Annotated in this window: 24 protein-coding genes; 15 read left to right on the forward strand and 9 right to left on the reverse strand. The window is 69.5% G+C overall.

Annotated elements, in window-relative coordinates; translation table 11 throughout:
* Position 1: 1 nt before the first annotated feature.
* A complete protein-coding gene (locus ACFWM2_RS33150) occupies positions 2–694 on the reverse strand; it encodes a hypothetical protein (RefSeq protein WP_383287646.1) in 693 nt (230 codons plus the stop codon).
* A 347-nt stretch (positions 695–1,041) separates the two neighbouring features.
* Between ACFWM2_RS33150 and ACFWM2_RS33155 the strand changes: the two genes are divergently transcribed.
* The 4 genes from ACFWM2_RS33155 to ACFWM2_RS33170 all read left to right on the forward strand — a co-directional run bounded on the left by ACFWM2_RS33155 (position 1,042) and on the right by ACFWM2_RS33170 (position 4,572).
* Complete coding sequence (locus ACFWM2_RS33155) at positions 1,042–2,874, forward strand: helix-turn-helix transcriptional regulator (protein ID WP_383287648.1); 1,833 nt, start codon at positions 1,042–1,044, stop codon at positions 2,872–2,874.
* 155 nt (positions 2,875–3,029) lie between these two features.
* Entirely contained in the window at positions 3,030–3,203 is a 174-nt protein-coding gene (locus tag ACFWM2_RS33160) for a hypothetical protein (protein WP_383287650.1), read from the forward strand.
* Positions 3,200–4,189, forward strand: coding sequence for a hypothetical protein (locus tag ACFWM2_RS33165; RefSeq protein WP_383287652.1), 990 nt, complete (start codon positions 3,200–3,202; stop codon positions 4,187–4,189). The genes ACFWM2_RS33160 and ACFWM2_RS33165 overlap by 4 nt, the downstream gene beginning before the upstream one ends.
* Positions 4,186–4,572: a hypothetical protein gene (locus ACFWM2_RS33170; protein WP_383287654.1), complete on the forward strand. Its 387-nt coding sequence runs from the start codon at positions 4,186–4,188 to the stop codon at positions 4,570–4,572. The genes ACFWM2_RS33165 and ACFWM2_RS33170 overlap by 4 nt, the downstream gene beginning before the upstream one ends.
* A 164-nt stretch (positions 4,573–4,736) precedes the next feature.
* Here ACFWM2_RS33170 and ACFWM2_RS33175 read toward each other — a convergent pair whose 3' ends face one another.
* The 5 genes from ACFWM2_RS33175 to ACFWM2_RS33195 all read right to left on the reverse strand — a co-directional run bounded on the left by ACFWM2_RS33175 (position 4,737) and on the right by ACFWM2_RS33195 (position 8,913).
* Positions 4,737–5,408 (reverse strand): hypothetical protein, encoded by a 672-nt coding sequence (locus tag ACFWM2_RS33175; protein WP_383287656.1) that lies wholly within the window; start codon positions 5,406–5,408, stop codon positions 4,737–4,739.
* A gap of 56 nt (positions 5,409–5,464) precedes the next feature.
* On the reverse strand, positions 5,465–5,593 hold the full coding sequence (locus ACFWM2_RS33180) for a hypothetical protein (RefSeq protein ID WP_383287658.1): 129 nt from the start codon (positions 5,591–5,593) through the stop codon (positions 5,465–5,467).
* Positions 5,590–7,014: an amino acid permease gene (locus tag ACFWM2_RS33185; protein WP_383287795.1), complete on the reverse strand. Its 1,425-nt coding sequence runs from the start codon at positions 7,012–7,014 to the stop codon at positions 5,590–5,592. The genes ACFWM2_RS33180 and ACFWM2_RS33185 overlap by 4 nt, the downstream gene beginning before the upstream one ends.
* Positions 7,015–7,179: 165 nt before the next feature.
* Entirely contained in the window at positions 7,180–8,193 is a 1,014-nt protein-coding gene (locus ACFWM2_RS33190; RefSeq protein WP_383287660.1) for a hypothetical protein, read from the reverse strand.
* A gap of 240 nt (positions 8,194–8,433) precedes the next feature.
* Entirely contained in the window at positions 8,434–8,913 is a 480-nt protein-coding gene (locus ACFWM2_RS33195) for an ATP-binding protein (protein WP_383287662.1), read from the reverse strand.
* 478 nt (positions 8,914–9,391) lie between these two features.
* Here ACFWM2_RS33195 and ACFWM2_RS33200 point away from each other — a divergent pair, with 478 nt between their 5' ends.
* Both ACFWM2_RS33200 and ACFWM2_RS33205 read left to right on the forward strand, forming a co-directional pair.
* Complete coding sequence (locus ACFWM2_RS33200) at positions 9,392–10,393, forward strand: hypothetical protein (RefSeq protein WP_383287664.1); 1,002 nt, start codon at positions 9,392–9,394, stop codon at positions 10,391–10,393.
* Entirely contained in the window at positions 10,390–10,932 is a 543-nt protein-coding gene (locus ACFWM2_RS33205; protein ID WP_383287665.1) for a GNAT family N-acetyltransferase, read from the forward strand. Before ACFWM2_RS33200 ends, ACFWM2_RS33205 begins: the two co-directional genes overlap by 4 nt.
* Positions 10,933–11,609: 677 nt before the next feature.
* On the opposite strand, the gene ACFWM2_RS33210 is transcribed toward ACFWM2_RS33205, so the two are convergent.
* From ACFWM2_RS33210 to ACFWM2_RS33220, 3 genes are read right to left on the reverse strand one after another with little or no spacing between them, the layout of a single operon-like run.
* Positions 11,610–12,746, reverse strand: a complete 1,137-nt coding sequence (locus ACFWM2_RS33210; protein ID WP_383287667.1) for a hypothetical protein — start codon at positions 12,744–12,746, stop codon at positions 11,610–11,612.
* A gap of 52 nt (positions 12,747–12,798) precedes the next feature.
* On the reverse strand, positions 12,799–13,671 hold the full coding sequence (locus ACFWM2_RS33215; RefSeq protein ID WP_383287669.1) for a TauD/TfdA dioxygenase family protein: 873 nt from the start codon (positions 13,669–13,671) through the stop codon (positions 12,799–12,801).
* A gap of 29 nt (positions 13,672–13,700) precedes the next feature.
* The gene (locus ACFWM2_RS33220) at positions 13,701–14,579 is read right to left on the reverse strand and encodes an amino acid--tRNA ligase-related protein (protein WP_383287671.1); all 879 of its coding nucleotides are present in this window, start codon (positions 14,577–14,579) and stop codon (positions 13,701–13,703) included.
* A gap of 501 nt (positions 14,580–15,080) precedes the next feature.
* On the opposite strand from ACFWM2_RS33220, the gene ACFWM2_RS33225 reads away from it, so the two are divergent.
* The 9 genes from ACFWM2_RS33225 (at position 15,081) to ACFWM2_RS33265 (ending at position 23,317) form a co-directional block, all read left to right on the forward strand.
* Entirely contained in the window at positions 15,081–15,326 is a 246-nt protein-coding gene (locus ACFWM2_RS33225) for a hypothetical protein (protein ID WP_383287673.1), read from the forward strand.
* A 131-nt stretch (positions 15,327–15,457) separates the two neighbouring features.
* The gene (locus ACFWM2_RS33230) at positions 15,458–16,504 is read left to right on the forward strand and encodes a fatty acid desaturase family protein (protein ID WP_383287675.1); all 1,047 of its coding nucleotides are present in this window, start codon (positions 15,458–15,460) and stop codon (positions 16,502–16,504) included.
* Positions 16,505–16,608: 104 nt separating this feature from the next.
* Complete coding sequence (locus ACFWM2_RS33235; RefSeq protein ID WP_383287677.1) at positions 16,609–17,757, forward strand: inosamine-phosphate amidinotransferase 1; 1,149 nt, start codon at positions 16,609–16,611, stop codon at positions 17,755–17,757.
* A gap of 77 nt (positions 17,758–17,834) precedes the next feature.
* A complete protein-coding gene (locus ACFWM2_RS33240) occupies positions 17,835–19,148 on the forward strand; it encodes a JmjC domain-containing protein (RefSeq protein ID WP_383287679.1) in 1,314 nt (437 codons plus the stop codon).
* Positions 19,145–19,975 (forward strand): DUF3865 domain-containing protein, encoded by an 831-nt coding sequence (locus ACFWM2_RS33245; protein WP_383287681.1) that lies wholly within the window; start codon positions 19,145–19,147, stop codon positions 19,973–19,975. The genes ACFWM2_RS33240 and ACFWM2_RS33245 overlap by 4 nt, the downstream gene beginning before the upstream one ends.
* On the forward strand, positions 19,975–20,406 hold the full coding sequence (locus ACFWM2_RS33250; RefSeq protein WP_383287683.1) for a GFA family protein: 432 nt from the start codon (positions 19,975–19,977) through the stop codon (positions 20,404–20,406). The genes ACFWM2_RS33245 and ACFWM2_RS33250 overlap by 1 nt, the downstream gene beginning before the upstream one ends.
* 130 nt (positions 20,407–20,536) lie before the next feature.
* Positions 20,537–21,403, forward strand: coding sequence for a dimethylarginine dimethylaminohydrolase family protein (locus ACFWM2_RS33255; protein ID WP_383287685.1), 867 nt, complete (start codon positions 20,537–20,539; stop codon positions 21,401–21,403).
* Positions 21,404–21,470: 67 nt separating this feature from the next.
* Positions 21,471–22,745, forward strand: coding sequence for a cation:proton antiporter (locus tag ACFWM2_RS33260; protein WP_383287687.1), 1,275 nt, complete (start codon positions 21,471–21,473; stop codon positions 22,743–22,745).
* On the forward strand, positions 22,742–23,317 hold the full coding sequence (locus ACFWM2_RS33265; RefSeq protein ID WP_383287689.1) for a nitroreductase: 576 nt from the start codon (positions 22,742–22,744) through the stop codon (positions 23,315–23,317). Before ACFWM2_RS33260 ends, ACFWM2_RS33265 begins: the two co-directional genes overlap by 4 nt.
* The last annotated feature ends 41 nt before the right edge of the window (positions 23,318–23,358 follow it).

Here is a 23,358-nt window from a genome sequence, read left to right on the forward strand (position 1 = left end):
CTTAGCTGCGCAGGGTGTGGTCGGCGTCGCGGCCGGTGTCCAGGTGGGAGGCGCCCTGCTCGTCCGCCTCGTACGGCTGGAGGCAGACGTGGCACTGCTTCGCGCCGTCGTCCTCGTCCTCGTCGGCCGGGAGTGAACCGCCGTCCACGTCAACGAGCTTGACGCCGGGGAAGCCCTTCTCGAAGACGGAGTCCGGGATCCAGGACATGGACGTCTTGCCCGCGCCGCCGGGGTGCAGCCCCGCTGCCCGAGCGGCTCCCTGCGTGTAGGCGAGACGAGCGAAGGCCTCGCGGAAGACGGGGACGAGGTCGCGACTCATCACGTACGCCTCCGCCTTCTGCCACGACGGGTGATCCGGGTCGTCCACCTTCTCGATGGGCGCCGGGGTGCCCTCCGGCCACCAGCCCTCGCGCACTCCGCGCGGGACGGCGCGGGACAGAGCGACGGTGGGGCCGTTGAGCCTGCCGAGGACCGCGCGCAGCGTCTCCGCCTCCGCACGGCCGTCGCCGTCGACCACGACGAGCTGAGCAAAGGTCCGGGCGCCGGCGGGGAGCGAGCGGAGGTAGCGCTCGGCGCGCTCGGCGGACCACCCCGTCTCGACCGTGCTGATGGTCAGGTTCGCGCCCTGCTGTGCGGCCAGGGTGAGCACCTTCTCGGCGAATTCCTCGCTCGCGCCCTCAATGGTGATCTTCATGCGGGCCTCCGACGGATTCTTACCCGGTTCTCCGGGGTCTGTGTGCCGAGTCTGCCCCCTCGGACCACCCTCCGTCTACATCCCGGAGAAACTGGCCAGAAATCTAAACACGTTCGGGTGATGTGGCGGAACGGGGCGTCTCGCCTCGGATAACGTGCCATATCCGAGGCGATAAACCGGACACGGGCCCTCGCTCCCTTGCGTAACTGCCTGTCCCGCCAACTACTAGGCGCGTCAGCGCCATTCGCCACTTCCGCTACTTGCTTTGAAGCAAGTCGACGTGTCAGGCTCTGTCCTGACAGACACTCAGTGAGGCGCGGCCTTGCGCCGAAGAGGAAGGGGGCGGCATGAGCCTGGATGAACTCTGCACCAGTCCGCAGATTGCCAAGCGGATGGGCGTGAGCCGTCAATGGGTCGACCAGCTGGTGGAGAGCGGCCAACTGCCGCAGCCGGTGGGCCGCTCCGGGCGGACCCGCTTCTGGCGGGCGGCGGACATTGAGCTGGCACTGGCGGGCAGCGACCCGTCGACCGGCCGGTTGCCGACGCCCAACTGGGACACGGTGACGGTGCCGGAGGCCCCGTTGCGCCTGGAGGTCGACGAGGTCCTGACGGTGCCCGGTGTCTGGATTGCCGAGGCGCCCCGGGTACACGTGCGGATCTGGCGCGGACCGGCCGCGGGCACCCACCGCACCGTGGTGCTCTACGGCGCCCTGGCCGAGTCGCACGGCATCATCGTCAACTACGCCGAGGACGTCGCCCGCGCCATCGCCGCCAAGCACCTCGGCGTCGGCGAGGCCCGCAACGCCTGGTACTTCGGCTTCTGGCCGCGCGGCTTCCCCCGGCCGGAACTGCAGGTCCACTACGTCTCGTTCGCCTTCCCCCGCGCCTCCAGCGGCGGCCTGCTGGACACCCTGCTGCGGCGCGGCAGCAAGGACGCCTGGAACGGCGAGTTCGAAAACCCGGTCTGGAAGAACGTCGACCGCGCGGGACTGGCTCGCATCCTGGGCACCGAGCCCGACCTCGACTTCCCGCCCGGCACCTACACCGCGGTGGTCGTCACCGAGCTGGCCGCCGGACGCCGCCCGGCCGTGCTCGACTTCGACCCCCACGGCCTGGCCGCCCTACTGCGCCGGGTGATGCGCCTGCACACCTACCGCGCCGCGCTGCTGGCCGGCGACTACACCCGCCCGGCGCTGCCCGCGCTCGGCCTGCTGGCCGGCACCGGGCACGACGATGCGGCCCGCACCGCCGAGGCCCTCGGCATCGCGGTGCGGGCCCTGGTGCCGGGCGCCCTCGGGGCCGTGGAGGACTACCGCCGTCTGATCACCGTCGACGACCCGGGCGCAGGCCTGGTCGAGCGCCGCGTCTACCGGCCCGGGCCCGCCGAGAACGAACTGCTGGAGCGCTACGCCGAGATGCCCGACCGCGACCTGTCTGCCGGCGCCGTGCACCGGGCCCTGACATCGGTGCGCACCCTGGTCAGCAGCCTGGCCAACCAGGCCGCGACGACCGGCCCGCACGCCGACCCGGCACTCGGGGACGCCCTGGCGGCCGCCGAACCGGAGTTGGTCAGCATCCGCCACCTGCTGGACCCCGCCCTCGTCGACGACCCCGGCCCCACCCCGAGGGTCATCACCCCCCTCGGCGAGGCGGAACAGGCCTACCTGGCCACCGTGTCCTGGTGGGGCCCAGCCGCCGGCGACGCCCACCGGGCCGCTGCGCTGCGCGGCCACCTGTGGGAGAAGGACCTGGAGGGCCTGCGCACCGGCTACGACCCGTTCGGCCGCCTGGTCCTGCACAACCCCGCCGCCGACACCGTGGCAGTCGAACGTCCCCGCGCGCTGCCCGCCGCCCCCTACCCCGACGACGCCGAGGTCACCGCCACCCCCGGCAGCATGACCGCGTTCGTCCTGCTGCCCGACGGCCGCTGCGACATCCTGCCCACCGATCCGCGCTACACCTACAACGACATCACCTGGGGATACGGCGGCTCCGGCCCGGAGACCCTGGCCCGCGCTCTGTCCTTCGCCGTCCTGCCGCATCCCGACCCGGAGCACCCGCTCACCCTGGAGGACCGCCCGCCCGCCGTCGGCGCCCACCTGCTGGACCAGGCCAGCGGCCACCCCCAGCACGAACCCCTCTCCCTCACCGTCCGCGCCCTGCGCACTGCCGGGCAGTGAGCGCGGCAGAGCCCCACCGGCTCGCCGACGGACCCGGTGGGGAAGAGAGCCACTCGGCGCGCGTCCGCCAGCGAATGCGTGACGCCGTATCGGTGTCAGTACCCAGCGCTACCGTTTCCGACCAACCGTCCTGTCAACGAGAGGCCACTACCCCCATGGACGCCCGGACTTGTCGGACCGCCTCCGTCACCGGCCGGACCGTGCCGCATCCGGGCTGGGCGAAGGCCAGCGACGCCAAGACGTTCACGACCGTCGCCGCGGCGACGAAGTGGATGAAGGCGGGGGTCGATGCGGCCGCCGCGACCGAGACCGGTAGGGAGCGGGCGTGAGATACGAGGAATCGGGGCGTGACGCCGACTTGCCCGGCGGCCCAGTCAACTTTCCGCCGGTGCAGAATGGGCTCGACTACCTGCTCAGCGTCGTCGAGCATCTTGCAACAGAGAAGCCGCCCAGGCACGGAGCGCCTCGGGCGCCCGAGGACGCGACACCCCGCAAGCTGAAGTACGCCGTGCTGCACCTGCAAGCTGCAGTCGAGGTGTTGCTGAAGTACCGGCTCCAGCTGGAGCATTGGACGCTGGTCGTGCAGAACCTCGATCTGGCCCGGGCCAGGCCGCACAAGAAGATGACCCGCGCCCTGTTCGACCAGGGCAGCTTCGTCAGCTGCGGACCGGAGGAGACCGTGGAGCGGCTCCGCCACGTCGTCGGGGTGCACATCACCGATGAGGAACAGGAACAGCTGCTGGCCCTGGCCAAGTCACGCAACGCGCTCCAGCACTATGGGCTGACCGACGCGGACGGCACGATCGAGGCCCGCACCGTGGCGGTGCTCGAATTCTTGATCCGTTTTCTCCACGCGGAGCTGCTGCCCCGCCTGGACGATGCGGACCGCGAGCAGACCGACTGGGACATGGAATTGATTCGCGCAGGCCTCCGGCGGATCGAGGCCTTCGTTGCGGCGCGCATGCACCGGTTGGAGGACGAACTCGCACCGCTGAAGGACCACACCGTGCGGTGCCCCGACTGCCGACAGTGGGCCTTGGTGGTGGGTAACCCCACCCGGTGCCTTTTCTGCCCCTCGACCCCGGGTCCCTGGCAGGTAGCAGTGGACTACGCGTCCTACGTACTCCGTCAGGAGTGGCGTAGTCCTCCATCGACCGGCGATCCGTTCAGCCAGCCCGACCGACCTCCGGTCGATCCGTGCCCGGCCTGCGGCACTGACGCTCTGGTCCGCAGCGTCGTCACCGCCGCCCAGCCCGACCGTCCCACCGACCTCTGCTTCAACTGCGGCGCCGTCCGGGAAGGAACTCAGCTGTGACCACCTGGTCCACCACCACCCTCGTCCGCGTCGCGGACGATTACGACCGCGAGATGGGCGACAGCAACGCCTCGCTCGACAGTCGCTTCGGCAGATACCTCACCCAGAGGTTCGACGGCCTGGCGTGCCATGCAGCACGGTTCAAGAACGCGAACCGGCCGCGCTCTTCCTGCTCTTCTTCAGACATCGAACCCCCCGGTGTCGTCCCCGGCCAGGAGGGCATCAGCACCCCCAGGAGCGCGGTCACTTCGCCGTCGTCGTCGCTCATCAGCCGGGTCGAAGGGCGGCAGGTGCCGGGCGGGGACATGCCGCGAAAGCCACCACCTGTCGGCGTACACGTGAACGTCCCCAGCCTCGTACGGATGAAAAGGGACAGTTGCTGATGCGGTGAGCCCGAGGGTTCCGGCCCCGCCTCTCCTGTTCGTGAGCGGGACCCGGCGCGGGGAGGATGCACGCCGCGGGGGACGGTCGTGATTACTCCCCCCCGCGCCGGGAGTAGGTCCGCCTGGTGGTCACGCCGGACGTCATCCGGGCCACCAGGCAGGGTCTATATGCCGTGCGGAGCCAGCTCCTTCGTGAGCTCATGCAGGTCGACGACGCGGAAAGAACTCAATCGGCGGATGAGCTGCGAGGCGAGCAGGGTGGGCACGTTGGGATGCCCAAAGGGCAACGGCTGGTCGGGCGTCGCGGCGACCTCCACCTTGCCGTGCGCGTCAAGGCCGTAGAGGACGCCGTGGACCCCATACAAAGGGACACTCCTGGCAACGAAGACCACCGGGTCCCTTCCCAGGTGTGGGCAGAGCGCGGCGGCCGCCAGGGCATGCGGTGGGCACACGGGTGGCTGATTGGTGAGGATCGTCGGCTGAGTGGCGTCCTGATCCTTCGGCCCGGCCAGGAAGATGAAACCCAGAGGACTCCGTGCGGGCCCTGAGCAGAATTGGCAGCGCAGGTTGAGCATGGTCATCATCTGCCGGTAGGGGTGCATCAGCTTCCACAGAGGAGCCCCTGTCGGCTGCCCGTGCTCGTCCGTGTCATTGAATCCGCAGCGCGCCCACAGCACACCCCGCAGAGGGAGGGGCCGGTCCCTGGGGTCCTCGTCCCCGTAGTACAGCCGGGGCCCGGCCGCGTGCCGGCAGATCAGGAGGTTGTCCGGCGCTGCGTCCTCCCCCTGCCTTTGGGTGACGAAGGGGATCAGGCCCGGATTGACCGAGGGGCTCACGAAACGGTTCTGCTCTCTCGTCTCTCGGGGCGGGCTGTACTGGAGCGGATGAACGATCACGCCGCCTCCTTGAGGCACTTGGTGGCTGCCGGCCAGATGTCGCCCGGCAGCTTCAACGAGGGCACCGTGCGGGCTTGGTGCATGCGGCGGCTGACCAGGGCGAACGTGTGGGAGTGGGTGCTCATACGAGGTCCTGCTCCATCTGCGCGCGCTCACCGGCGGTGCCGTACTCGCGTGTGCCGTACGTACGGCGGCCTCGCACTGCCCACATCACGGCGGCGAGTGCCAGTACGCCGAGCAGGGCGACGGGTGCGTAGTTGAACGTGTCGACGGTGATGGGGGTGACCGGCGGCAGGCAGAAGAGGACGGTGACGAAGACGACCCAGACCACCGCTATCCAGCCGATGGGCCTGCTCCAGCGGCCCAGGTGCCACGGACCGCGTACGAAGTGCCGTCCTGCACGCAGCCGCAGGTAGATCGGGATGGCGTACGCCGGGGTAATTCCGACCACGTTGACCGACGTGATGGCGATGTAGGCGGTGGTGGAGCCGAGCGAGGGAAGCGCCAGCAAGAACGGCACAGCAACCGAGAGCCACACCGCGGGTACCGGAGTTTTGGTCCTGGGACTGAGCCGCCGCCACGTACGGGAGAACGGCAGGACGCCGTCCCGCGAGAACGCGAACACCATCCTGGACACCGAGGCCAGCCCGGCGTTGGCGCAGAACAGCTGAGCCACGATGACGACCAGCAGCAGAGCTTTCGCGGCGGACATTCCGAGCGCGTCAAGGAAGATCTGTGCCGGCGGGACACCGGTCCCGCTGCTGACCGTGCCGGCGTAGTCCTGGATCGCGAATAGCATGCCTGCCAGCAGGAACCAGCCCACGATCCATGACCAGAAGATGGAGCGGACGATGCCGCGGGAGGCGGCGACCTGAGCGTGCACGGTCTCCTCCGACAGATGGGCGGAGGCGTCGTAGCCGCTGAAGGTGTACTGAGCGAGCAGGAGGCCGAGCAGTCCGACATAGAGGGGACTGGCCCAGCCGGTTGCGTTGGTGTATTCGCCGAACACGAAGCTGGCCGACTGGTGGTGGTCGGGCACGATTGTCAGCAGGCCGACGATGAGAGCGACCCCGCCCAGGTGCCACCACACGCTGATGCTGTTGAGCAGGGAGACCAGGCGCACGCCGAACAGGTTCAGGGTGGCGAGCAGCAGGAGGACGAGGGCGAAGATGCCCAGGGTTTTGCCGGGGGTGGGGGTGAATCCGAACTGAAGGTTGAGCCAGGCCCCGGTGAAGAGCGCGATGCCGTAGCAGCCGCCGGCCATCCCGCCCAGCAGGCCGAGCAGGTTGAACCAGCCGGTGACGTACCCCCAGCGAGGGCCACCGAGTTTGGTGGCCATGAAATACAGGGCACCGGAGACGGGGTAGGCGGAAGTGACTTCCGCGAGAGCGGCGCCCACAGCGAGGACCATCAGGCCCACGAACGCCCAGCCCCACATCATGACGGCGGGGCCGCCGGTGTTGAGCCCGAAGGCGAAGAGTGTCATGCACCCGGACAGCACCGAGATGATCGAAAACGACAGGGCGAAGTTGCCGAACCCACCCATGCGTCGGGCTAATTCGGGCTGGTAGCCCAGGCTGCGAAGGGTCTCGTCGTCGGTGAGGGAATGGGCGGATCGTGAAGGGGACAACGGAAGTATCTCCAGAGACTCACAGGGATGGCACCCACGGCACGGCCGTGGCGGACAGGGGGCGAGGCGGGAACCGACGGGTTACCGACGGTGTGCTGCTTGCCGCGGACGGCGCGGAGGGTCGGGAGGGTCCGGAGGATCGGGAGTTCGCAGGTGACGGCGGCGGGCCCGGAGGAACTCCTCCTGCCACCGGTGTGGATCAGCGGCGACGTACCGCCACGGCAACGGGGTGGCGCACTCGCCGATCGCTTCGAACACGGGGGCGGTCCCCTCGGTGAAGCCGCCGGAGTGCATTGCTTGAGCCAGGTAGTTGAGGTCAAGGGGTGACCAGGTGGCACGGTCCGCGTGGTTGAACCACCAGGTGCGTGCGTGGCTCGTGTAGTAGGAGACCGGATCGGTGGTCCAATACATCGCGGTTCCTGCCCCGGCGCGCTGCCTCCGCCAGCAGACCTGGGCGTAGACGTACAGCGGCAGCACGGCGAGCGGGGATCCCTGCGGAGCCCGGGAGGCCACCCACCGGCCGAAGTCGGTGACGTCCTCCCCATAGGCGGTCAGGGCCTGGAGCATGCGGTGCCAGCCCTCCCGGTTGTCGGGGTGACGTTGGCAGACCTCGGCCAGCAGCCCCCACGGCCCGTGCGGTAAGAGCGGCTCCGCAGACGGCAGCCGATGTTCGGGACGCCGCCAATGCAGCTGAACGTCATCGACCTGAGCCAGCGCCAGTTGCGCCACCCACGGAACCGGGTCCGCAGGCCAGTAGCGGGTCGCTGCCCGGCAAGCGGCCCGCGCCTTGTCCGCTAGCGCAGCAGCATGGCGTTCCTTGGCGCGGTGGGCGTTGATAGCACGCTGCACGAGCACCCGGGCCCACATCATCAGCCAGTTGTGATCAAGTACTTCCCGGCCCCACGCCTCAACTGCATCTCCCTGCGCAGCGGCCGCAGCCAGCACTTGGCTTCGCGCTGTCCGCAACTCCCACGAATCCGTCGTAGCCAGCAGGTCACCCATCGCCCGCCAGCGGCCCGCGCGCACCTCCTCCAGCGCCGCGCGTAACTCCTGGTCAAAACCCGCAGGGTGATACTGCGGCTCAACGTCCGACATCAGCAGGCCCCAGCGTGAGCGCCGGATCCGTGGACGACGGCCGTTGGGCCTGGGTCAGGGGTCCTACGACGCACCGGCGGCGTGGAGGGGGCCGGGCGGGCAGTGAGCGTGGTCATGTCGTGGGCCTTCAAGAGGTGGGGGGGCTGGGGCAGAGCATGCGCGCGATGACGGCGTGCGCGGCTAACTCGTCCTTCGGGGCGAGAGCCGGGCGCAGTCAGACAGCGTCGGCGGTGGATGTCGTCATGGCTGCTCTCCTGCCGGCAGCGGGAGGCAGCACCAGGTGATGGCTCCGGCATCGCTGATGCCCCACCGGCCGCCGTTCGCGTGCACCAGGTGACCCACCAGAAGAAGACCCCGGCCCGACTCGGCGGTGTCATCCGGGTGCTGGGGCTGCACGGCGCCCGGCATTCCGTCACGGACCGCGATGCGCAAGCAGCTGCCCCTGACGGCGATGCTCAGGCTGATCTCCGTGGTGCCGCTGTGCTGTATCGCGTTGGTGAGCAGCTCCGAGACGATCAGCATCACGTCGTCCGACATGGCCTCCAGCCCGCAGTACCTGAGCCGGGCGCCGGCGATGCGCCGCATGACGCCTACCCGGACGGCGTCCTCGGCGCTGGGCGGAGCATGGCCTTCACGGGGGGCGACCTTGAGTCGCTCGTCCATCACATCCCCGCTGCGGCGGTGGGCCGCGCGAGGCACCAGTACGGCTGTCGTCGTCATCACGTCCTCTGAGGAGCAGGAGGGAGCGAGCGAAAGGAACTTCACGCACCGCCTGCTTGCTCGCGTTCAGTCAGCTAACTCCCGCTTCGGTCACGTGGTTAGGACGGTTGAGGGGCAGAACCCCTGTCTTCCCTAGGGGGATTTGACGTCTCGTTTGCCTGACCGTCGACCCTGACGGCGCTACGGTTCGTGCATGACGCCCACGGACAATGCGGCGCTCAAAGCGTGGATGACCGAGCACGGATATAGCTCCAACCTCCTGGCAGATGCGGTGAATCAGGCCGTCGGCGAACTCACCGGGAGGGTCGGGGGCCACGACGGCTCTTCGGTCCGGGACTGGAAGGCAGGGCGGGTCCGGTGGCCGAAGTCAGCCACGCGTGCGGCCCTGGAGCAGGTAACCGGGTTACCGGCCACCGCCTTAGGGTTCGTGCCGCGGGGTCGCACTGCACAGACCCCGGCTCCACCGCAGGAGGACCCCATGAAACGCCGCTCGTTCGTCTCGGGCGTGACCGCATCCGCCCTCACCAACACCGCGGCCGCTCCGGCGAGCAGCGCTCCCCACCGCATCGGGATGAGCGATGTAGAACGCCTGCAACGGCGGTTCGCCGAGGTCATCGCCAGCGATCACCGCTACGGCGGTCAGCTCGGCATCGAGCAGGAAGCCGCCGCACTGGCGGACCGCGCCCTCGCCCTCCAGGAATCCGGCCACGCCACGCAGCGCGTACGCGGGTACCTGTACGGATGCGCGGCCGCCTTCCGGTCCTCGGCAATGTGGGCCGCCATCGACGGCCGCCGCTTCGACGATGCGGCGGTGCACATGCGCGAGGCGCAGGCCCTGGCGGAAATGGCAGGCGATCCGGCGATCAAGTTCAGGATCTGGAGTCACGCGGGCACCATGTACCGGCACATGGGGCGCCCCACGCAGGCCCTGGCCGCCAACAACGTCGCCCGCGGGCTGCACATCAACCGCCGTGACCCGATGTTCGCCTCCCTGGGCCTGGCCCGGCAGATGGCCATCCACGGCGCTGCAGGAGACAACGCGGCTACTCAGCGGGCCTACGACGAGGCACAGAGCGCCATGGACCGCGCCAACCCCGGCGTGCACCGGCCCGTCTGGTTGAACGCCTTCTACGACCAGGCCGAACTGGACTCGCTCGCCCTGTCCGCCTACCTGGCACTGGGCCAGCACGACAAAGCCGAGTACCACGCCTACCGCTGTCTTGCGGGACTACGGCCTCACATGCGCCGCTCGAAGGCCATCACCACGACCCGACTCGCCCACGCCCAGCTCGAACAGGGGGCCCTGGAATGCGCTGTGAACACCGCCATGTCCGTCTCGATCGACGCAGCCATCCAGCATCCACGCGTCGCCCTGATGCTGCGAGACTTCGGCGCGCGGCTCACAGAGGTCGCCCCACGCAGTGTCACGGCCGAGACCTGGAGTGAATACGCCCGCACCACCTGGGAGAGCGCTGCATGACGACCGCACACGCCACCACCCTGCGCTCTTTCACCGAGCTGAACCCGGTCCGAGACGACGTGATCGCGGTCTACAGCGACGTACGAGCGGAGCTGTTGCACCTGCCCAACTACGCGCTCCCCGCGTTCACCGAGCGGTTGGACCGGCACGGTAGTGATCCTGGTTGGGCCGCCGTGCTCGCCTACACGCCAGACGGACAGCCGGTCGGCTACGCCTACAGCAACATCATCGAAGCCGACAACCGCTGGTGGAAACGCATCACCCCCGCTCCATCCAGCGCCTATACGCAGCATCCGGCCGTGGCCCTGAAGGAGTTGGGCGTATGCGTGCCGTGGCGGAAGACCGGCACGAGCAAGCGCATGCACGACGCGCTGCTCGCTGAGAACGTCACGGCGAGGTACGTGTCGCTGATGGTGAACCCGGCCGCCGGCGACGGCAAAGTGCAGCGACTGTACGAGTCGTGGGGGTATCAGAGCATCGGCATCAGCCGACCCTCCCCCGAGTCACCGATTCTCACGGCGATGATTCGCCCGATCTAACAGGAGGCCGCCCTGGTCGGCGAGCGCGGTCGCCAGGGCGTCCTCCCGGGCGCGACGGGCGGGGGCGTTGAGCTTCGAACGCTCCGGGTAACCGAGATCGGGGTACCAACTGTTTAGCTGGCGGCCGTCCTGGGTCCAGTCGTGCATGTCCCGATCCAGGTGGCGCGGCCCTACGCTTCCGCACACTCGTACGGTCCGCCGACTCCGATGCGGAAGGGGGGCGGGCCGGGCCCCGGGACAGTCTCGGCGTTTTCATCGGCCGACTCACTCATGCCGCCCACCCCGTATCCAGACGTGCTGAGCAGCGGGTGTCGTCAACACGGCGCACCGTCACGAGGGCAGGCCGTCGTTCGCTTCCAGAGGGCTGATGCACAGGAGTGGGTGCGGGATTCATGACGTTCCTCCATCTGGGCGGTGAAGTGGCACTAGTGCTCTAAGAACGCGTCGGATCGGGCTCCGCCACGGCTCATTTCGTGAACGCACATTCTGATCGGGCCGTTGGGGTGGGCAGGGTGCGGCGCGGGCATTGAAATTTGTTCGACGCGGTCGGGTCACTCCTTCGGGGGATTGCCGTGCGGGCTGGGATCCCGGTGTGGGGCATGGCTGACCGGGCCGTGGCGAGGATGAGGCACGGCCCTGGTGAAGAGCGGTAGATCAGGTAGGAGGCCGGTCGCGGATCATGCTGGGACAACCGTGAACGGAACGGCGGGAAAGCGGCGGCCGTTGACCTGGATCGCGAGGGTGTACGGGCCGGGAGTGATCTTCGTGGTGGCCGTCGAACGCAGCTTGTGCGGCTTGGCCAGAGGGAGCGGCCGGTCGGGCTGGACGGTGTTGCGGTTGAGGAAGTAGACCTTCTCGCGCGGCTTGCCGGTGGGCGTCGTGGTGGAAATCACGAACATCACATGCACCGGGACAGCCACGGTGGCGGTGAGAGCGGCGGAGAAGCTGAGCACGTCGCCGTCGACAAGCTCGGTGCGCTCCAGGACGAGTGGTGTCAGCTCGACCGGTGCGTCATGCGGGTAGCCGAGGAAGGCGTAGGCGTCCGGCCAGCCCTTCTTGAGTTTGCTCCGCAGGGCGGTCCGGGCGATGAACGCGAAGTGCTTGTCGGTGGCGCTGTGGGTGTCCTTCCACCGCCTCAGGGTGGTCAGGACGAGTTCGGGCTGCGTGTCGGCGAGGTCGTGGAGGTGGTTGGCGACAGAGGTCCGGACGTAGGTGCTGGAGTCGGCGTAGAGACGTTCGAGAACAGGCAGCGCTACATCGGCGGGCAGGGAGATGCGGGGCGCACAAGGCAGGAGGGGGCGGGTGGCTTCACTCGCGAGCCGCCGGGTTCGGTGGTCCTCGTCGCGAGACCAGGCGTCGACAGCCTTCATCGTCTCGTCAGGGAAGTCGTTGAGAAAATCTCGCACGGCGACCTCTGCCGAGAAGTACCGGGTGAAGCGCGCGAGGGCGTCGAGGGCTTGGTCCAGGTACTCGCCGCTGCGCAGGTAGCGGGCGAGAAAGTCGGAGTGCGGCGAGTAGGTATGCCACCCAAAATCGTTCGTCACGCCGGCGGCTTCGGGAGTCGGCGGCAGCGAGCGCAACAGTACGTCGAGGGCTTCGAAGCCAGTGACCGGAAGGTGGGTGTGCAGGGCCTCGCTGGTGCGAGCAATACGATCTTTCAGCTCCAGCCTGGGCAGGTCGGACATCACGTCCCGCACGAAGGCGCCAGCGTCGAACGCCGGGCACACTGCGTGTACTTGGCCTCCGATCTGGGTGATGCGCTCGAGGTTGAGGGCGGATTCCTTCTGGGGCACCTTCACGGCCTTCACGGTCATGGGCAAACCCTAGGGCTGGCGACAGACGCAGACCGCGTGTTCTCGCCGCCGGTCATCCGGCGGAGCCACTGGAAGCTGCGGGCTGTCGAACAGCGGCGCGATACAGCAGTCGGGACTGGCGGGAACTGTCGCACGGGGAGGCAGTGTGAAGGGTGGCGAGGTTGTCCCACACGACGAGATCACCCTGACTCCAGCGGTGGCTGTAGAGGTACGGCGCGCTGGTCGTGTGCTCCAGCAGCTCGTCGATCAGGGCGCGGCTGGCCTCCTCGGAGAGTCCGGTGACGCACCGGATCACCATGGAGCCGAGCAGCAACGAGCGGGCTCCGGTGACCGGATGGGTCAGGACGAGCGGGTGCTCGACTTCCGCATGGCCGGCCAGGCTCCCGGCCGCGACCGACGACTGCCCGCCGCTGGCCTGGCTTTGTAACGCGCCGAGCTGCTGGATGGAGTGCACTGCGCGCATCCCCTCGATCCGCTGCTGTACCGCCGGGTGGAGGTCGGCGTAGGCGCGGGTAGCGTCGGCGAAGCGCGTCTCACCACCCAGCTCGGGGGTGATGACCGAATACAGCAGCGTCGCGGCGGTCAGCTCTGGCTTGAAGCTGTTGTCGGCGTGCCACTCTTCCTCGTCGTCCCCGTCGTAGATGCCGACGTGCTTGCCGCCCTCGACGATGTTGCTGATGACGGTCAGCCCGGGAAAGCCGCCGACGGCGTACCGGCGGTCAACGCTCGTGTCCACTGTTCCGAAACAGGAGGCGACCGTCAGGAGATCGGCGTGGGTCAGGTGCTGCCGGGGCACGACCAGCAGCCGGTGCTCGTGCAGAGCTCGCGCCAGTTGGGGCGCTAGGTCTTCGGCGTCGCTCTCGAGGTTGCAGTCGACGACTGCGCCGAAGCCGCTGTCGTCGAGCGGGCGCAGCGACAAGGACATCGCGGCTCCTTTCCGGACGGTGATGGCGGTCAGAACTGGGCCGACTGCTGGAAGACGCTGATGTCCTTGATGCCGGTGGCGGCCATGCACAGCCGCTCGATGCCGATGCCGAGCCCGACGCTGCCGGCCGGCACGAGGCCGGCGTCGATCGCCTTCCACGCCAGGGCCTGCTCGTCGTCGTACAGGTCCACCGCGCGGGCCCGCTGAACGAAGGCGGCCTGGTCGGGCTCATCCTCGTAGCCGTGAACGACCTCGATGCCGTCGACCACGAGCTCGAACCGGTTGAGGACCGCTGCCGTGCCCGGAGTGAGGCGGGCGCACGGCTCGTCCCCGCCGACCGGATACTCGGTCAGGAACAGCGCGGCGTCCGTGCTCTGGGTCTCCAGCTCGCCCTCCACGAACAGCCCGAGCACCGTCTTGAACGGCATATCGGCACCCAGGTTCAGGTGGGCGGCCATCCGCAGGGGCAGATCACCGAGGGGCTCATGGTGCAGGTCGATGCCGAACCGGTCGCGGATGTGGCCGGCGACGGAGACCCGCTGGGGGGTGTAGCGGATGTGTGGAACGATCAGCTTCTCGGCCAGCGCGAACAGGAACTCGAAGTCCTCGTCGGCTGCGTAGAGGTCGAGCATCTGGAACTCGGACGCGTGCAACTCGTCCGGCTTCTCGGGCCGGAAGCACGGACCGATCTCGAAGACCCGCCGGTGGTGCTCCATGTTCACCCGCAGGGCCGGGCCGATCATCGCCCGCAGGAACCGCCCCCCGTCGAGGTCGACCGGGAGACGGCGTCCCGTGCCGAGGTCGGCCTTGCGCATCGTCGGGGTGACCACCTCGACGAAGGTCTCCGCGCGGAGCGTGTCGCGCAGGCTGAACAGCAGGTCGGATTTCATGACGAGGGCATTGAGCACGTGTGCTCCTCAAGGTCGGTGTTTCCGACGGCAGATGGAGGGAAGCCGGGCGCCACGGGACCTCGTGCGCGGCTCCTTGGCGGGGCCACAAGCTAGCCGCGGCGACGCGAGCAGCAGAACCCCTTCCACCGGCCCCGCAGCGTCCGACGGGCTCGATCTGCCGCTCGTTCAGGAGCAGACTTCCGCGTTTCCGCAGCTCAGTTGACGTGTGTGCGCAACGGTCACGCAACGGTCCCGTGCAACCGGCGCAACGCTCAGAGCCGTTGCGGCTCTCTCCGGCGCAGCCCTAGCGTGACTGGCCAAGCGCCCAGCGCGACCGTGCCACGCATCGCTCCACGGATGGAGAGGACGTGCTCCGGCGCGACCTTCTCCACCGGCGTGCGCCTGCGCCCCCGGCGTGCCGAGCCGACGTTCAACACCTCACCCGACTTCGGCCCGGCAGCTCCATCGCCCGATCACACGGACTCGCGGGTCATCCGCGACCGAAGAGGGAGAACTTCTATGATCGCTACCGCCGGAATAACCCCGGACACCGGCCTGAAGGCCGGCATGCGCCCGGACGCCTCCGATCTGAAGCTCGGCATGCGCCCCGACGCCCCCGTGCTGAAGTTGGGGATGCGTCCCGACGCCGCCAGCCTGAAGGCCGGCATGCGCCCGGACGCCCCGGAGCTGAAGCTCGGCATGCGCCCCGACGCCGCCGACCTGAAGTCCGGCATGCGCCCGGACAGCGCTCTCATCGCCGCCTGACCTGCGGCTGAACCACCCTTCGTCGTGCTCCGGCGCGCCCGCTAACGGCAGCCTCGACAGTCCGCTGCCCGCCCGCGGGCGTGCCGGAGCCCGGCACACCCCCGCCCGCACCGCATCGACTGGAGGACCTGATGGGCAGCCCTGCCGCCGGCAGGACCCGCAACGGCACCGGGGCCTCCGGCCCCGTACGCAAGGCTCTCGGGCAGCGGCTCATCGCCGACCTGGAGAGGCTCTGCGGACGCCCGACCATCGGCCTGCGGGACGTCGCCTGCGACCTCACCGCGATCGCCGCCGCGGCGATCGTCGGCCACATCATCGGCCACGGCGTCGGCCCACTGCTCGCCGTCTGCTACATCGGCGTGCGCCAGCGCCACCTGTCCAACCTCGGACACGAGTGCGTGCACTCCAAGCTCATGGCCACCCGCCGCGGCAACCGGCTCATCGGCTACCTCTTGACCGGCCTGCTCGGCGAGAGCTTCGAGCCGTACCGCAGTAGCCACTACGTGCACCACGCCAAGCTCGGCTCCGACGACGACCCGATGTTCCAGTCCTACCGCGCCGGCAACATCCGTGCCGCCGGCCGGGCGCCCACTCGCCGCGCGTTCGTCCTGCGAGTCATCGTGCGCAACGCCCTGTGGCGGCTGCCGAAGACCGCCGTGCTGACCCTGGTCACCCGCGCGCCGGGGGAGACCATGCGGGCACTCGCCGCCCGGGCCGTGCTGTGGGCGGGCGTCGTCGCCGTGCTGTGGCCCGTGGGCGGCGTTCCCTACCTCCTGCTCTACTGGCTGCTCCCCCTTGTCCTGGTGCGGCCCGTCGTCACCTGGATCACCGATCTCGGCAACCACGCTGGCCTGATCGAGAACGACGATGTCCTCCTGCAGACCCGCGGCTGGTCCTCCCACTGGCTCACCCGGCACCTGCTCGGCGGCCACCTCGATGACATGTTCCACCCCATCCACCACTGGTGCCCGCAGATCCCCTGGCGGCGCCTGCCCGAGGCCCGCACCCTGACCTCCCAGCACCTGCCGCGTTGGGGCGAAGTGCCCTGGTGCTCCGGCTACTTCTTCCGCCGGTGCTCCACCCCCGACCAGCCGTGCGTGATCGAGGACATCATCACCCGGCTGAACGCCGCCCCCAGCGCCGCCTGCACCCCGCACCAGCACGCCTCGGCCGCCTGACCCACCCCGAGCCCGCCCATCGAACCCGCACGGCACCGACTCTCCGGGGCGCACGCGCGCCAGGACGGGAGTGCCGTCGCCCGCCGCCGAGGAGGCGGCCCACCATGCCCCAGCCCATCTCTGCCCCTCCACCGGCCCTGAACAGCTACGACGAGTTCACGCGACTCAACGAGGCCGTCCTCGGGCGCGCTGAGCATTACACCGACCACCACACCGACACCTCGTGGCGGCTGTTCTTCTACGACAATGTCGCTCCCGACCTCGGCCGGCACGCCAGCCCGTCGGGGGAGGAGCTCCTGCCGATCCCCGCGCAGCTCGTCGACGAGCTCAACGAGGACATCGCCGGCCTGGACGACGCCCTGACCGAGTGCGGGGTGAACGTCCTGCGCCCAGCAGCGCCCGGCAAGGACGTCGGCATCCGCTCTCCGCACTGGGACGCACGGGCCACCCCGCCGCTCAACGTCCGCGACCAGAGCATCATCCTCGGCAAGACCATCGTGGAGACCGCGCCCCACGTGCGCGCCCGGATTTTCGAGAACGACCTGCTCAAGCCGGTCTTCTACCGCTACTACGAGGCCGGGGGCGCGAACTGGCTGACCATGCCCCGGCCCGCCCTGGCCCGCGACTCCCTCGACACCGGCTACTTCACCCGCCAGGGTCTCGACATCGCCCGCGCCACCGACGGCGAGACAGCCGGCGCGATCGAAGGCCTGGGCCTGGAGATGGTTTTCGACGGCGCGCAGTGCATGCGGCTGGGCCGCGACGTCCTGGTCAACGTCGCCAACCACAACCACGAACTCGCCCTGCGCTGGCTCCGGGACAACTTGCGCGACCTGCGGTTCCACCGTCTGGACGCCATGGCCGACAACCACATCGACAGCGTCCTGGTCCCGTTGCGCCCGGGCCTGATGCTGCTGCGCTCCCCGGAGTACCTGAAGTATCTGCCCGAGGCCATGCAGTCCTGGGATGTGATTTACGCCCCCGAGGCCGACGACATCAACTTCCCGGACTACACCGACCTTGGCTTCGTCATCCCCATCGGCAGCCGGTACATGGACATCAACCTCCTGTCCGTCGACGAGGACACCGTCATCGTCAACTCCCTCTACCCCGAACTGATCGACGTCCTGGAGCGCCGCGGATTCACCGTCGTCCCGGTCCGCCACCGGCACCGGCGGCTGTTCGGCGGCGGCTTCCACTGCTTCACGTTGGACACCGTCCGCCGCGGCGGCCCCGAGGACTACCTCATCTGACCCCGGGGCCCGGCCACCCGGACCCCTCCCTCGCAACCCCGATCACGTCAGCCTGCCTGACCGTCAGGAGATCCCAAATGAACACCTACGCCTGGCCGCCCGACCATGCCTTCTGGACCGGCACGTTCCCCGAGCACACCGCCGCCCGGACCACGCCCTACCTGTTCAAGGGAATCATCCCCGCCATCGCGGCCACCGCGGAGGACGTCCTGGCGGGGTTCGAGATCATCCGCCGGGCCCATGCCGCCGGCGCCGACATCAAGGCGCACGCGCGCGTCTACGTCGGCAAGGAACGTCGCGACGACCTCCTCCCCAAAGCGCTGACCGCCACCGCCTGGAGCGGGGACGCCAATGCCTTCGTGCCGTGGATGCAGGACCTCGTTGGCGCCGACCGGTTCAGCCTGGTCATCAACAACCTCGAGACGGTCAGCCCCACCCTGGCCGCCGGCCTCGGCACCTTCCTGAAGAGCCTCATCGACGGGTGGGGTCTGCCGCTGGGCGGCGCCGAACAAGTCGCCTTCGCTGGCAACTACGCCGGCACCGCCTTCGGAATCCACGAGGGTTACGAGGACGCCTTCCTCGTCCATCTCGGCCCCAACGCCAAGAACTTCTACTGCTGGCCCGCCGAGCAGTACGAGAAGCTCACCGGTGGCAAGGAGCCCACCTTCGGTGACTACCAGGCGCTGCTGGAGCAGGCCGAGCACTTCCTGCTGGAGCCGGGCGACGCGCTGTTCCTGCCCCGCCGGGTCTTCCACGTAGGCACCCAGGAGACGTTCTCCGTCTCGGTGGCCATGCCGCTCTACACCTACCCGTACGCGCAGATCCTGCAGAGCCGCATCATCCCGGACGTCCTCGCCCAGCTGGCCGGTGACGGGCCCGACGATCCGCTCAACGAACCCTCCGAGATGGCGGACTCGGCCGCGGGACCCGGTGCCGTCGCCGAGCGCCTGGCCGCCGTCGGCACATCCCTGCTGCACGTCGCCACCGGTCGAGTCCGCGGGGAGGCCCGCGAGCACGCCGAACAGCGGTGGGCCACGCTGCGCAGCAACGGAGGCTGGGAGCTGGTCGAGGGCGACCTCGCCCGCCAGGAAGCCGCAGACGCCTTCGACCCCCAGCAGGTCACGCCCGGCGCCGAGATCACCCTGATCGCCCCTTACCAGGTGACCACCATCCACGACAGCGTCGAATCCGTCCTGCTGCGCGGCCACCAGACGGGCATCGCCCTCGACGTCGCGGCCCTGGACCGGGACACCGTATCCGCGCTCAACGACGGCGCCACGATCGTCCTGCCCGACAACCAGGAACTCCTCACGGCCGTCCGGGCCCTGGGAGCCACCGGCGGCCTGCACCTGACCCCCCGCTCCGCCGACACGGAGGACACCGACGCATGACCCCCGACAACAGCCTCATCCACGCCTACCTCAAGACGAACCCCGAGACGCAGAGCGCCGTCCACGGCACTCTGCTCGGCCGGTTCACCTCCGGCAACGCCCTGGTCACGGCGCATCTGTCCCCGATGATCGACTGGGTCTACGGGAAGATCGCCGACCAAGTCGGCGCCGCCGAGCTCAACGAAGCCCAGGCCCGCATGTACATCGAGGAACTCTCGGTGTTCGCCCGCTACAACGCCCAGTTCCTCAAGGCGGCCGCCACCGGCGTGGAGGGCTTCTGCCCCGAGCTCGCGCACGAGCTGCGCCGCAACCATCTGGAGGAGGGCGGCGAGCGCGGCAAAGTGCCCGCGCACTACGTGCTCTACACCAACGCGCTCCTGTCCGACCTCGGGCTCCTGGTCAACGGCCACGTCCCCGCCCCCGAGACCGAGACACTGGTCAACCTGCACCAGTGGATGGTCGGCTCGCACATGCCCAGCCACATCGCCGGCGCCTACTACGCGACCGAGGCCGTGGCCATCGCCGAGACCGAGATCCTGCGGGACATCACCAACCGCTACGGCGAGCTGACCATCCAGCGCAGCGGCAGCGAGCTGAAGGCCCTGCACTACTACTACGAGCTCCACCTCGACGACGAGCACGAGGCCGCCCAGGTCGGCGGCCTCAGCGTCGAGGCCGCTCATATCGAGGGCCTGGCGAGGTTCATCAAGGAGAGTGAACTCTTCCACATCGACCTGCCGCAGGCCCTCGACGGCTTCCTGACGATTGCCGAGGGGATGACACACTGGTGGGCTCAACTCGCCCACCGCGCCCGGGAGATGAACTGATGAACGCCACCCCCGACATCGTCGCCGCAGCCCAGGGGCGCTCCGGCGGATGCCTGTGCGGACGGATCCGCTTCACCGTCAAGGGCAAGGCCGTCTACCCGCACACGTGCAGCTGTCCGCACTGCCAGAAGCTCGGCGGCGGGCCGATGATGTGGTGGGCCGGCTTCGCCCCGGACGATGTCACCTGGACCGGCGAGAGCGAGCCGACCTGGTTCGAGACGTTCGAGGGCGAGGCCAAGCGTGGCTTCTGCCCCAACTGCGGCAGCCGCCTCGCGGCGATCGACAGCGACGTCCCGGAGCTCGGCATCGTCGTCACGGCCCTGGACGACACCACCGGTCCCGACCTCGTCCCGGTCAACCAGTCCTTCCGCGACAACTCCGTGCACTGGCTGCCCCAGGTCCCGGACACCCAGAACAGTCCCGTCGGCTGACGCACGCGAGACCTCCGGGGGCCGGCGGCCTGACCTGCCGGCCCCCGGACCCCGTCCAGCCTGGGACCGTCTGCGCCGCGTCCGGCTTCGCCGTCCGACCCGTCCAGCATCAGTCCCAGGAGGACTCATCGTGCTCACCCCGCATGCCACCAGCGAATACGGCACCCTGCGCCACGTCGCCATGCGCTACGCCGGCGACGTCACCCCCGACCTCGACGGCCCCGACGTCCATCCCGTCCTGGCCCGCCAGAAGGCCACCAGCACCTGGAGGCCGTACACCCCAGCCACCGTCCGCGCCCAGCAGGACACCCTGATCCACCTGCTGCGCAGCCGCGACACGAAGGTGACCCTCCTCGACGAGGCGCCGGGCTGCTCGGTCCAGCACTACCCCCGCGACATCGCCGTCGTCATCGACCACGTCCTCGTCATGGCGCGCCTGAACTCCGAACACCGCCTTCCCGAGGCCGACGCGCTCGCCCCGCTCCTTGCCGACGTTCTCCATGTCGTCCACCTGGACCAGGGCACCATCGAGGGCGGTGACGTCATGCTGCACACCGGCATGGTCCTGGTCGGCCTCGGCGAGGAGACGTCCCCCACCGGCGTCCGGGCACTGCAGCGGGCACTGGCCCAACACGGCGTCGAACGCGAGGTCCGCCCGGTCCGCTTCGCCGTCGACGGCATCGTCCACCTCGACGACCACTTCACCATCGTCGCCCCCGACACCGCGCTCATCCACCGCGGCGCCTTCCCGCCCGGCCAACTGCGCTGGTTCGAGCAGCACTTCGACCTGGTCGACGTCAGCGACAACGAGGCCCGGGCCGTCCAGGCCAACGTCTTGGCGATCGCGCCAGGCACCGTGGTCGTCGCCGCGGGCAGCGACCGCATCGCCGCGCAGCTGACGGCGCGCGGGCTCGAGGTCCTCACCGTCGACTACTCAGAGGTCACCCGGATCCCCGGCTCCCTGCGCTGCACCACCCTGCCGCTGACCCGCGCCTGATCCGCTCCACTTCGCCCGGCCGCCGCGGCCCCCGCGCGGCCATACGTCCCCGACTCCTGGAGCTGCCGTGTCCGACCCGCTGCTGCCCTTGCTCCTCGCTGTCCCGGTCGTGGTCCTCGCCTGCCAGGCCGGCGGCCGCGCCGTCAGGCTGCTCGGCCAGCCGCCGGTCATCGGCGAGATCCTGGCCGGGATCCTGCTCGGCCCCTCGCTGCTCGGCTGGCTCGCCCCCAGCGTCCAGCACCACCTTCTTCCGCCCGCGGTCCTGCCCATCACTTCCGCGATGGGCAACCTCGGCCTCTTGGCGTTCCTCTTCCTCATAGGCCTGGAACTCGATCTCCGCTCCCTGGGTACCACCCGAGGCGCGGTCGTCGCCGTCAGCCTCAGCGGTGTCCTGCTCCCCATGGCCCTCGGCGCTGGCCTGGCCTCGGCCCTCTACCCGCACTTCGCGCCCCCCGGGGTCGGCCAGCTGCCGTTCACCCTGTTCGTCGCCGTCGCCCTGAGCATCACCGCCTTCCCAGTTCTCGCGCGGATCCTCGCCGACCGCGGCCTGGAGACAACGCCCCTGGGAACCTTCGCCCTGGCCTGCGCCGCCACCGACGACGCCCTCGCCTGGTGCCTGCTCACCGCCGCCGTCGCCCTGTCCACCTCCGGCACCGTCCTGTCGGCCCTGACCACCCTCGCCCTGACCGCCGCTTTTGCAGTCGGCCTCGCTCTCCTGCGGCCCGTGCTGCACGCCCTGCTCAAGCGTGCCGGACGCACCTCCGACGACCTCGTCCTGGTCCTGCTCTTCGCCGGACTGTGCCTCAGCGCCTACACCACCGACCAGATCGGCGTGCACCCGGCTTTCGGGGCCTTCCTGTTCGGCGCCGCCGCACCCCGCGGCCTCCTGGTCATCGAGCGCAGCGCCGCCCGCATCCGCGCCGTCGTCCTGCCGCTCCTGCTGCCGCTGTTCTTCGTCGACACCGGGCTGCACACCGACTTCTCCACACTGTCGGCCGGACAGTGGGGCTGGGGACCAGCGATCCTCGCGGTCGCCGTCATCGGCAAGTGGGGCGGGGCGGCCGGCGCAGCCCGGCTCACCGGCACCGACTGGCGCTGGTCGGCTGCGGTCGGCACGCTCATGAACTGCCGGGGCCTGAGCGAGCTCGTCGTGCTCGGCATCGGCCTCCAGATCGGCGTCATCACCGAGCCGCTGTTCACCCTCCTGGTGATCATGACCGTCATCACCACGGCCGCCACCGCCCCGGTACTCAAGCGCGTTGCCGGCGACGACCCGCGGATGGCCCCACCGAACCCGGCTGCGGATCCGCAGCACGACACCGCCAAGGGGGTCGCCGGATGACCCCGCCGCCGAACCCGGTCCTCAAAGCGGTCCTCAGCCGGCGCACTGCCGCCCGCCTGACCGAGCCTGCGCCAGACCGCGACGAACTGGAGCGCCTCGTCCAGGCCGCGGCCACCGCACCCGACCACGGACGACTGCGGCCCTGGCGGCTGGTCCCAGTGTCCGGAGACGAGCGGGCCCGACTCGGGGACGCGCTCGGCGAAGCCGCCACCTCACCAGAGCAGGCCCGCCGCGCCGCCGCGAAGCCTCATCGCGCGCCCCTGCTCCTGTCGATCGTGCACTGCCCCTTTCCCGACCACCCGAAGGTCCCGGACTGGGCACAACTGGCCGCCACCACCGCTATGGTGACGACACTGTCGCTGCTCCTGCACAGCCACGGCTGGGGTTCGATCTGGCGTACTGGTGCGGGCGTGCATGCGCCCCAGGTCCGCAAGTACCTCGGCCTCGCCGACGGTGAGCAACTGCTCGGCTGGCTGTACACCGGCACCTGTTCCACCTCCGGCGCCGTCCCTGAACGACCGCCGCTCGACCCCACAACCAAGATCACCTGGCTCGACAAAGCCAACGGCTGAGACCTCTACACATCCCCCGGCTCGGCAGAACGACCTGACAG

The sequence above is a fragment of the Streptomyces sp. NPDC058371 genome, assembly GCF_042723265.1.
Taxonomy (GTDB): domain Bacteria; phylum Actinomycetota; class Actinomycetes; order Streptomycetales; family Streptomycetaceae; genus Streptomyces.